A 9,582-nucleotide genomic window follows, 5' to 3' on the forward strand; every position below is an offset into this window, starting at 1 on the left:
CCCTCCCGCCGGCGGCGGGAGGGTTGATGGAAGCGGACCGCCGCGTTCGATCCGTTCGCTCAGTACAGCCCGCCGGCCTGGGCCGCACGATCGGCATCCGGCGGCACGGCGGCCGGGGCGTCGGGCCGGGCCACGTAGGCGTCGGGCGGCGCGGTGCCCGGCTTGAACGCCTCCAGGATCGTGCCGGCGCCCTCGCCTGAACCGGCGCGCATGCCGGAGGAGGCCGCGACGCGGATCAGCTTGATCCCCGGAGGCACCCGGAACGGGGTCGGCGGCTTGTCCTTGAGCGCCTGCTTCAGGAAATCGAGGGCGATCGGGGCGGCAAGGCCGCCGCCGGTCGCGCGGTCGCCGAGCGAGCGCGGCTTGTCGAAGCCCACGTAGATGCCCACCGCCAGATCGGGCGAGAAGCCTACGAACCACGCGTCCTTGGCGTCGTTCGTTGTGCCGGTCTTGCCCGCGAGCGGCTTGCCGACCTGCTTCAGGATGGTGGCGGTGCCGCGCTGGACCACGCCCTCCATGATCGAGGTGATCTGGTAGGCGGTGAGCGGGTCGAGGACCTGCTCGGAATCGTCCACGAGCTTCGGCTCGTCCTGGCCCAACCACTTCTCGGCGTCGCAGCCGACGCATTTGCGGGTGTCGTGGCGGTAGATGGTCTCGCCGATCCGGTCCTGGATGCGGTCGATCAGGGTCGGCCGGATCCGGCGCCCGCCGTTGGCGAGCATCGAGTAGGCGGTGACCATGCGCATCACCGTGGTCTCGCCCGCACCCAGCGACATCGGCAGGACGGGGAGCATGTCGTCGTAGACGCCGAAGCGGCGCGCGTACTCGGCGATGAGCGGCATGCCGACGTCCTTGGCGAGCCGCACCGTCATCAGGTTCTTCGAGTGCTCGATGCCGTAGCGCAGCGTGTGCGGGCCGCCGGACTTGCCGTCGTAGTTCGAGGGCGACCACGCCTCCTGGCCCGGCCCGGCCTCGATGGTGATCGGCGAATCCTGCACGATCGAGGACGGGGTGTAGCCGTTGTCGAGGGCGGCCGCATAGACGATCGGCTTGAACGAGGAGCCGGGCTGGCGCATCGCCTGGGTCGCCCGGTTGAACTCGGACTCGTCGTACGAGAAGCCGCCAGCCATCGCGTGGACGCGGCCCGTGTAGGGATCCATCGCCACGATGGCGCCCGAGACCTCGGGCTTCTGGCGCAGCCGGTAAGTGCCGCGCCCGTTATCCATCGCCTCGACATAGACCATGTCGCCGGCCTGGAGACTGGCCCGGCCGGCCCAGCGCATGCCCTCGGGTGCGAGCACGCCGGTCTCGCGGTCCTTCGAGACCTGGCCCGAGGCCTCGCGCCGGGGCTGGAGGCCGATCTGGAGGCCGCCCGCGCCGTTGCCAAGCACCACCGCGAGCCGCCAGGGCGCCACGTCGCCGAGCGCCGGCACCTCGGCCGCCGCCATGCCCCAGTCGCGGCCGGCGAGATCGACCTTGGCGACCGGCCCGCGCCAACCGTGGGACTGGTCGTAGCGCACGAGGCCGTCGGTGAGTGCCTTGCGGGCCCAGGCTTGCATCTTCGGGTCGAGGGTCGCGCGCACCGAGAGGCCGCCCTCGTAGAGCTTCTTCTCGCCGTAGCGCTCGGAGATCTCGCGGCGGACCTCCTCGGTGAAGTAGTTCGCGTTTGCGGCGTTCGGGAAGGCGACGCGCGGGTTCACGCCGAGCGGCTGCTTCCTGGCCGTCTCCTCCTCCTCGCGCGTGATGTAGCCGTTCTCACGCATCAGGCGGATGATCTCGTTGCGCCGGTCGAGCGCCGCCTGTGTCCTGCGGTAGGGATGGTAGTTGTTCGGGCCCTTCGGGAGGGCTGCGAGGTAGGCCGCCTCGTTGATAGTCAGCTCGTGGACGGACTTGCCGAAATAATCGAGCGCGGCCGCCGCGACGCCGTGCAGGTTGCGGCCCGGCACGATGGTGCCGAGGAAGATCTCGTTCAGGTAGAGCTCGAGGATCTTGTCCTTCGAGTAGGCCGCCTCGATCCGGAGCGCGATCAGCGCCTCCTTGATCTTGCGGTCGTAGGTCTGCTCGGCGGAGAGCAGGAAGTTCTTGGCCACCTGCTGGGTGATGGTCGAGGCGCCCTGCTTCTTGCCGCTCTTGGCGTTGGTGAGCACCGCGCGCACGATGCCCTCGGGGTCGATGCCGCCGTGCTTGTAGAAGTTCTTGTCCTCGGCCGAGAGGAAGGCCGCGACCACGACCTTCGGCATGGCCTGGATCGGCAGGTAGAGCCGGCGCTCGCGGGCGTACTCCGCGAGCAGCGAGCCGTCGGCGGCGTGGACGCGGGTCATCACCGGCGGCTCGTAATTGGCGAGCGCGGCGTGGTCGGGCAGGTCCTGGCTATAGGTCCAGTAGAAGTAGGCGCCGGCAGCCGCGGCGACCACGAACAGCACCGCGCAGGCGCTGAACAGGAAGCCGAAGAAGCGTAGGATCAAGCGCATCCGGTGTTCCGCCCGTCGGTGGCTCGGCCGCGCACGGACCGATCTCGGCATGGGACTCGAGGCCGCCCACGCCGCGGAGTCGGGCGCCGGGAACGGCTGCTCGCGCCCGCGCCGGAACCCTTAACGGGATGTGGTGCGGCGGGGCAATTCAGAGCCCTGTATCGACACCGGATCTATGGTGAAACTGGGGCGATCGACGCCGCGCGCCGCGCCGTCGCGACCGGCCGCCCCAGGGTGGCACGGTTGGTGAAGAACAGGTCCACGGCCTTGGCCATCGAGCCCGTCACGCCCTCGCGCCACTCGGGCGATTGGAGCATCTTCAGGTCGCGCTCGCTCGAGAGATAGCCGAGTTCCACCAGCACGCTGGGCACGTCCGGCGAGCGCAGGACGCGGAAGCCCGCCTCGCGGTGCGGCTTCGTGCTCATCTCCATCACGGGGCTGAGCTGGCCCATCAGCGTGCGGGCGAACCCCGACGAGAATCCGCGCGTCTCGCGCAGCGTCAATTCCTGCAGGATGTCGGCGATCTCGGGGGGCCCCTCCCCCGTCTCGGCGCCCGCGGCGGCATCCGCACGGTTCTCGCGCTCGGCAAGCTTGGCGGATTCGGCGTCGGTCGCCTTCTCGGAGCCGGTGTAGATGGTGGCGCCGCGCACCTGGGGCGCGGCCGAGATCGAGTCGGCGTGGATCGACACGAAGAGGTCGGCCCGTGCCTCGCGGGCGAGGCGCACGCGCTCGGCCAGCGGCACGAAGACGTCGCGGTCGCGCGTCATGCGCACCCGGTAGCGGCCGCCGCTCTCAAGCCGGGCGACCAGGGCCTGGGCGAAGCCGAACACGATGTCCTTCTCGTACACGCCGCCCGCCGCGATCGCGCCGGGATCGGTGCCGCCGTGGCCGGCATCGACCATCACCAGCGGGCGCTGGTCGGCGGCTTCCTGGGCGATGGCCTTGGCCGCGACCGGCGTCGTGTCTCCTGCGCCCGCGGCCTTGCGGAAGGCCTCGCGGTCGGCGCGCTGGAAGGGGATCGTCATCAGCACGGCGCCGTCGCGCGCCCGCGTCGCGGTCTCGATCCGGCCGACGACGGCGGGGCTCGCCAGGTCGACCACGATGCGCGAGCGCCCCGGGGCGAACAAACCGTAGCGGAAGGATTGGACCACCCCCTCGCGCCGGCGCCCGGCCTCGGGGCCGAGCTGGAAATTCACCTCGGGCAGGTCGATCACGGCCCGGTCCGGCCGCTCCATCACGAAGGCGCGCGCCTCGACCGGCCGCGACAGGGTGAGGGTCAGCTTGGTGGCACCCGGGCCGCCGGCGAGTTCCGCCGCTATGGCCACGGCCCGCTCGCCCTCCTGCGCGGCCGCGGGCATCGGGCCGGCGAGCGCCAGGGCGATAAGAACGGAGATGGCGGAACGAATCAGTCGCGCGCGAATCGGCATCGGTCTGAAAGTCTGTCTTCCGGCCTCCGTTAGGGCATAGGGCCGACAGGGTTAACCGATCGTTGAGCCGTCACGCGCGAAGCGCCGGCGCCTGTGGCGCGGCGGCGACAGCCTGAGAATAGAAACGCCGAAGGCCCGCGCGCGGTTCCGCGCGGGCGTTGGCGGACCGGCGAGCGGCCAGGGGCCGCCGCGCGGCTAGGCCGCTGCCTTCTGCCGCTGCCACGAGGCGCCCCGGGACGTGCGCCGGGCGATGTCGCTCCAGCAGGTCAGCGAGGCGTCCGCGGCGCGCTGCATCTCGCTGACGTTCAGGCGGATCATGTCGGCGGGCGATCGCGCCGCGCCGAGTGCCCGCAGGTAGCTGAAGACCGCCACGCTCTCGTTGTGCATGTAGTTCGCCAGCACGACGCCGATCCCTTCCACGTCGATCCGCGCGGGCGCGAAGGCGAAGCGGAAGGCGGTGCCCGCGGCGGGGCGGCCGGCACGAGCACCGGAGGAGCCGGTCGTACCCAGCCCCGCGAGGGCGGCAACCGGCAGAAGCGGGTCGGACGATACGATGGCCGGAACCGGAGCCTCACCGGACTCGTCCGCCGTTGCAACCTCGGCGGGCTCCTCCGAGACGAGCGCCGCCGCGGCCTCCGAAGCCGCCTCCGCCGGCTCGGCTGCAACCGAAGCCGACGCGGGCGCCGCCTCGGATACCGTCTCCGCAACGGTCTCGACCGGTTCCGCGGGTGCGGGCTCGGCCGCGGCCTCGGCGAGCCCGGCGGACGACTCGGACGCCGCGACGGGCTCCGTGATCTCGGCCTCGGGGGCGACGTCCTGGACGGGCGCGTCCGGTAGCGCCTCCGACACCGTCTCGGACGAGGCCTGGGCCGCGGCCAGGGCGGCGGGACCACGCCGCAGCGGCATCCTGCGGCCGGGGCGCGGCCCCTGGGGCGTACGCTGCTTACCCATCGGTCGACTCCTTCGATCGTCTGTCGGGCCGACATGCCGGCGGCCGGCCCGAGGCGATCCCGGACGCCGGTGCGGCCCGCGTCGGCCTAATCTGGGAACCCGCACCCATGGCGGCGCGGGCTCCCGACTGGTCGGCCCATCGACGGGCCGGAAACTCAGCGCGCGACAGCGTTCTGTGCGAGGCTGCCGAACTCCTTGGCCTGCGCCTGCAGGGCGGAGAACTGGCTGCGCACGTACTCGGCCTGGATCTCGTAGGCCTCGCGCAGGTCCTTGCTGCGGACGAGCTTCTGCACGTGGTCGAAGGCGGCGTTGGCGTTGGCCTGGGCGTGGTCGAAGCCCTTGGCGACCGCGGCCTGGACGGTGTCCTGGAAGGTCTGGCCGCCCTTCTGGAACTGATCGGCGGCCTTGTGGGCGTTCGTCATCAGCGTGCCGACGGCGTTGCGGGCCTGATCGACGCTCTTGTCGGCGAAGTCGCGCAGCTCGGCCGGGATCTCGAAATTCTGGGTCTGCATGGTTGTCTCCGCTCGTGAAACCGGGGCAGCCCGGCCGGGTCGGCCATGGCTGGCGAGGGAGATATGTTGCATTGCAACAAAAAGGTCAAGCGCCAGCGCAGACCTGCACTGTTCAAATCCGAACTCTTGTGAAGACCGACCCCGCACAATGTTCGCGGACGATGCGGGCGCACGCCGACCTGGACCGAAGATACCGACGCCGACCAATCCGCAGTGTGGCGGAATAAAGGGTGTCCATGCGCTCGTACCGGTGTCTTATCCTTTGATAAAGAACCGGCCCGGACACTGCCGATCTTGGACCGCTGACTCGCTATCAGTCAAGACTTTCAGGCCGGAACCGCCGCACGATAGCGATCAGAACGGTGCCGACACCCCGCGAGGCGTCTGCTCCGCGCAAACATGCTGCACCGCACAGCCGATCGGGGCGGCGCAGTCCGCCAGGATCCGCCTGTACAGATCCGCCGCGGCGTGGGCGTGGGCGGCGATGGTCGCAGGTGCGGACCAAAACCGGGCGTGCGCGGCGCGCCCGAGACGGGCCACCCGCGCATCGTCCCGGAACTGCGCGAAGGCGCGCGCCAGGCTTTCAGCCTCCGGCGCGACGACGAAGCCGGTCTCCCCATCCCGGACCTTCTCGGAGGCGCCGGAGCGCTCGGAGGTGACGACCGGGATGCCGGCGGCGAGCGCCTCGTAGACGGTGAGCGGCCCGGTCTCGTACCAGCGAGAGGGAGCGGCGAGTGCCCGCGCCCGCGCCCGCAGGATCGCCCGCGCGTCCTCCGGTGCCTGCCAGCCCAGGAGTTCGGCCCCGCCCGCGCGCAGCTCCGCCTCGAGCGGGCCGGTCCCGATGAACAGGGCCGGCAGGCCGGCCGCGCGCGCGGCCTCCGCCACGAGGTCGGCGCCCTTCTCGCGGGTAAGGCGGCCCAGATAGACCACCGCGTCGCCGCTCTCGGGGGTGGCCGGCGCCTCGAACCGGACGCGCACCGGGTTGTCGAGGCGGTGGTGGAAGGCCGCACCGCCGAACAGGGCGCCCATGCGGGCGCGGCTCGCCTCGCAGACATGGACAAGGTGAAGCGGCCGCCCCCCGATCGCACGGCCCAGGGCGGCGGTGCGGGCCACCCGAACGAGCTTGTGCAGGCGGCTGCGCGAATCGCAGGGGACGGCGATGCAGGCCGCGGACATCGGGCGCAGGGCGCAGGGCTCGGCCCGGTCGAACCGGTAGTAGACGCCGTTCGGGCAGGCGAGGAAGTAATCGTGCAGCGTCGCGAGGACCGGCGCGCCCGCCGCGAACAGGACCGGGAAGACGCTCGGCGAGAGGCTGCGGGTCCACTGATGCAGGTGGACGATGTCGGCTCGCGGCAGGGCGGCCAGCGCCGCGCCCACCCGCGCGGCCGCCTCGCGGTCCCAGACGCCCGAGACGGCACCCACCACGGCGCCGCGGTTCCAGATGTCGGGCAGGCCGAGTTCGACGCGCCGGATGCGCGGATGATCGAGCAGTGGATCGACCGGCCCGGGAACACCCTGCAGGTAGCTGACGGCGAGCCCGAGCTCGGCGAGGCCGCGGGCGGATTCGAGGGCGACCTTCTCGGCCCCGCCGCTCGGGGCGGCGAACTCGGCCAGGACGACGACGTGCATCGGGCGCCTCCGGGTCGCCGCCCGCGCGCCGGGTCTGTCAGGGCGGCGCCATCCTAGCCCGCGCTCGGTAAACGGCTTGCAACACCTGCCGCTCCCTCGCGTTGACGCCCGAATGCACCCACGGGTGCATCCCCCGACCCAGCGAGGACCGCCATGGCTGACCAGGACAGCAAGACGAACGTCGAGAAGCCCGGCTTCCAACAGGGTAGCGCCAAGCCCGGCGACAAGGCGAACCCAGACAACCGGCAGGAGCCGCTGAACGAGCGGCTGGACGAGGCGCTGGAGGAGACCTTCCCGTCGAGCGACCCGGTCTCGGTGAAGATCACCAAGTAGGCCGCGGGTCGCGGAGCGCCTGCTCGCGACCGGCTCGCCCGGGCACGGGGGCTCAGCGCGTCGGCGGGACCGGAAGCGGCACCAAAGCCGCGCAGAGCCTGCGGCGGGCGCGCCTGATCCTGACCGGCGACGCGTTCCGCGTCGTCTCGGCCACCTGGATGGCGGCCGCGGACGTTCCCCGGCCGGTGATCCGGGCAAGCGTGGTGAGCAGGGTCGTGCCGTCGTCGTCGAAATCGCCGTGATGTGTCGCCCGGCTCGCCGCCCCGGGCGCGACGAGCCACCGGGTCTTTGGGGCCTGCCAGAACCCCCTCGGGATCGCCCCTTCGGCATCGCGCTGCAGGCCGAGCAGCGCCGTCCCGCCCGATATCCGCGGCACCTCCTCCAGCGCGGCGCTGACGAGGTAGAGCAGGGACTTGTGGTAGATGCCCGCGCAATCGTCGGCTTGCTCGGTGGCGTCGTCGAGCGTGTAGAGGTCGAAGGCCTCGATCGCGCCCCGGGCGATCAGCGGCTTGTAGACCCGGTTGAAGACCTTCACCGTGCAGGCCGGGGCCCAGAGCGAGAGGCTCCGGATCGGCACCTGCTTGCCGGCGAGGTAGGCCGCCAGCCGGGCGTGGAAGACGGCGCCGGCGCTGTGCCCGACGAGATGGATCTCCTCGATCGCCCCGCGGGCGTGGAGGTCGGCCAGGTGGTCGGCCGTGAGGCGGGCGGCCCCGGCCCTGTTCGTCGTCGCCCCCTCCGCGTTCTCCTTCATCTCGTCCCAGAGGGCCTTGCCCCCGAGGAGGCGGGCCAGGGGCTCGAGCGTGTCGTCGACGCGGTCGAACATGAAGTCGGTGGCGGCCTCGAGGACGCCCTCGCTGCGGCGACCGAGCAGGCCCTCCCGCAGGATGTTGGAGAGCGTGGTGAGCGCGTCGGAGTGCCAGATGAAGGAGATCGGGTAGACCTCCTCGCGCATCAGCGTCTCGAGGTTGTTCGCCACCGTCTGGATCGCGCTCTCCGCCTTCACGAGGCCGCCATGGGCGTAGAGGACGACCCGCTTCGTCCTCCAGGCCGCGACGCGGCGCGGCAGGCGCTCGACGATGATGTTGCGCAGGCCGTCCGGCGTCAGGCCGTAGGCGCCGTTCGGGTCGAGCACGCCGTCGTTGCCCGCCATGACGATGTGGGGCCGGAGGTCGGCGTAGGTCCGGCTCTCGTAGCTGCGCGGGGCACCCGACATCATCGGGGCGTTGGCGACGGGCTGCTCGAACCGCACGGGCGCGCCGAGGGCGGCCACCCAGACGTCGGAGCCGTTGATGAGCCAGTCCGTGTAGGAGAGACGGGCGAGGCCGCCGCTGCCCCAGTCCGGCCCCCAGCTGTTCTGGATCCAGAACCCGTCCCGGTCGTAGCCGACGATGGCGAAGGCGTGGCCGCCGATGTCCCCCTGGCGATAGGCGATGCTGTCGTCGCCCTCGCGCACGGCCTGCCAGCCCGGGTGGACCCGCGCCGTGGCGAAGAGCACGCCGACCTCGGTGATCGCCGCGTGCATCGCGACGAGATCCTTGTGGTTCACGCGGAAATAGGCCCCGAGCGGCCGCTGGATCGCGTCGGCGGCGCGCTCCTCCGTGAAGGTCGAATCCTGCCCGTCCCGCCAGAGCCGCAGCGCGCACAAGCCGTGCTTGTGCCAGCCCTTCATGGCGCCGCGGGCGCTCGATCCGCTGTAGCTCTCCCCCGGCCACTCGTCGTAGCGCTTGGCCATGGTGTAGAGCATCCAGGCGCTGACCTCGCTCGCCGAGGGGTCGTTGCCGCGCGCCCGCAGGAGGTAGTTGGCGACGGTGGCGAGCGCGAAGCCGGTGCAGGCCCCCTCGCGGCCCTGGTCCAGAACCGGGATCCCGTAGGCCCGGTAGGCGGCGAGGTCGGAGGCGCCGGCGATCCGAACGAGCGTGGGTACGTAGAGGGTATCGCGGAAGTCGATCGTGTCCCGCAGCACGTCGAACGTGCGGTCGGGCGCGGCGGACGCTGCCTTGGCCATGCTGGGCCTCCCTCCGGGGCCGGGCACGCGAATCGGCGGGCGCCCGACCTCGGCCTCGGAGGTTATGCCAACCTGAGGTGTAGAGCATACCCTCTCTAGGGTATGCGCCGTTCGGGATCTCCGGTGCCCCGCGCGCGGCAGCCACGGCGGGTGGCCCCGCGCGGCCGGGCGGAGGACCGCATCGTCTCAGAACGAAGCGCGGATCCCCTCTCCCGTAGGGAGAGGTCTGCTGTCGCAGAAAGCCGGGTGAGGGG

Annotated in this window: 7 protein-coding genes; 1 reads left to right on the top strand and 6 read right to left on the bottom strand. The window is 71.6% G+C overall.

The window, feature by feature from the left end; all coding sequences use genetic code 11:
* Positions 1 to 59 precede the first annotated feature (59 nt).
* From AX737_RS15620 to AX737_RS15640, 5 genes are all read right to left on the bottom strand, one after another.
* Positions 60 to 2,471 (bottom strand): penicillin-binding protein 1A, encoded by a 2,412-nt coding sequence (locus AX737_RS15620; protein ID WP_066922776.1) that lies wholly within the window; start codon positions 2,469 to 2,471, stop codon positions 60 to 62.
* Between the two features lie 173 nt (positions 2,472 to 2,644).
* Positions 2,645 to 3,898 (bottom strand): N-acetylmuramoyl-L-alanine amidase, encoded by a 1,254-nt coding sequence (locus AX737_RS15625; protein ID WP_066922778.1) that lies wholly within the window; start codon positions 3,896 to 3,898, stop codon positions 2,645 to 2,647.
* Between the two features lie 195 nt (positions 3,899 to 4,093).
* Positions 4,094 to 4,849 (bottom strand): hypothetical protein, encoded by a 756-nt coding sequence (locus tag AX737_RS15630; protein ID WP_156453747.1) that lies wholly within the window; start codon positions 4,847 to 4,849, stop codon positions 4,094 to 4,096.
* A gap of 155 nt (positions 4,850 to 5,004) precedes the next feature.
* The gene (locus tag AX737_RS15635) at positions 5,005 to 5,361 is read right to left on the bottom strand and encodes a phasin (protein WP_066922782.1); all 357 of its coding nucleotides are present in this window, start codon (positions 5,359 to 5,361) and stop codon (positions 5,005 to 5,007) included.
* A gap of 354 nt (positions 5,362 to 5,715) precedes the next feature.
* Entirely contained in the window at positions 5,716 to 6,990 is a 1,275-nt protein-coding gene (locus tag AX737_RS15640) for a glycosyltransferase (RefSeq protein WP_066922784.1), read from the bottom strand.
* Between the two features lie 153 nt (positions 6,991 to 7,143).
* Here AX737_RS15640 and AX737_RS15645 point away from each other — a divergent pair, with 153 nt between their 5' ends.
* Positions 7,144 to 7,323: a hypothetical protein gene (locus tag AX737_RS15645; RefSeq protein WP_066922786.1), complete on the top strand. Its 180-nt coding sequence runs from the start codon at positions 7,144 to 7,146 to the stop codon at positions 7,321 to 7,323.
* Positions 7,324 to 7,375: 52 nt separating this feature from the next.
* Here the strand turns inward: AX737_RS15645 and AX737_RS15650 are convergent, their stop codons facing one another.
* Positions 7,376 to 9,328, bottom strand: a complete 1,953-nt coding sequence (locus tag AX737_RS15650; RefSeq protein ID WP_066922788.1) for a C1 family peptidase — start codon at positions 9,326 to 9,328, stop codon at positions 7,376 to 7,378.
* Positions 9,329 to 9,582: the final 254 nt, after the last annotated feature.

The organism is Methylobacterium sp. CCH5-D2 (assembly GCF_001556475.1).
Lineage (GTDB): Bacteria > Pseudomonadota > Alphaproteobacteria > Rhizobiales > Beijerinckiaceae > Methylobacterium > Methylobacterium hispanicum.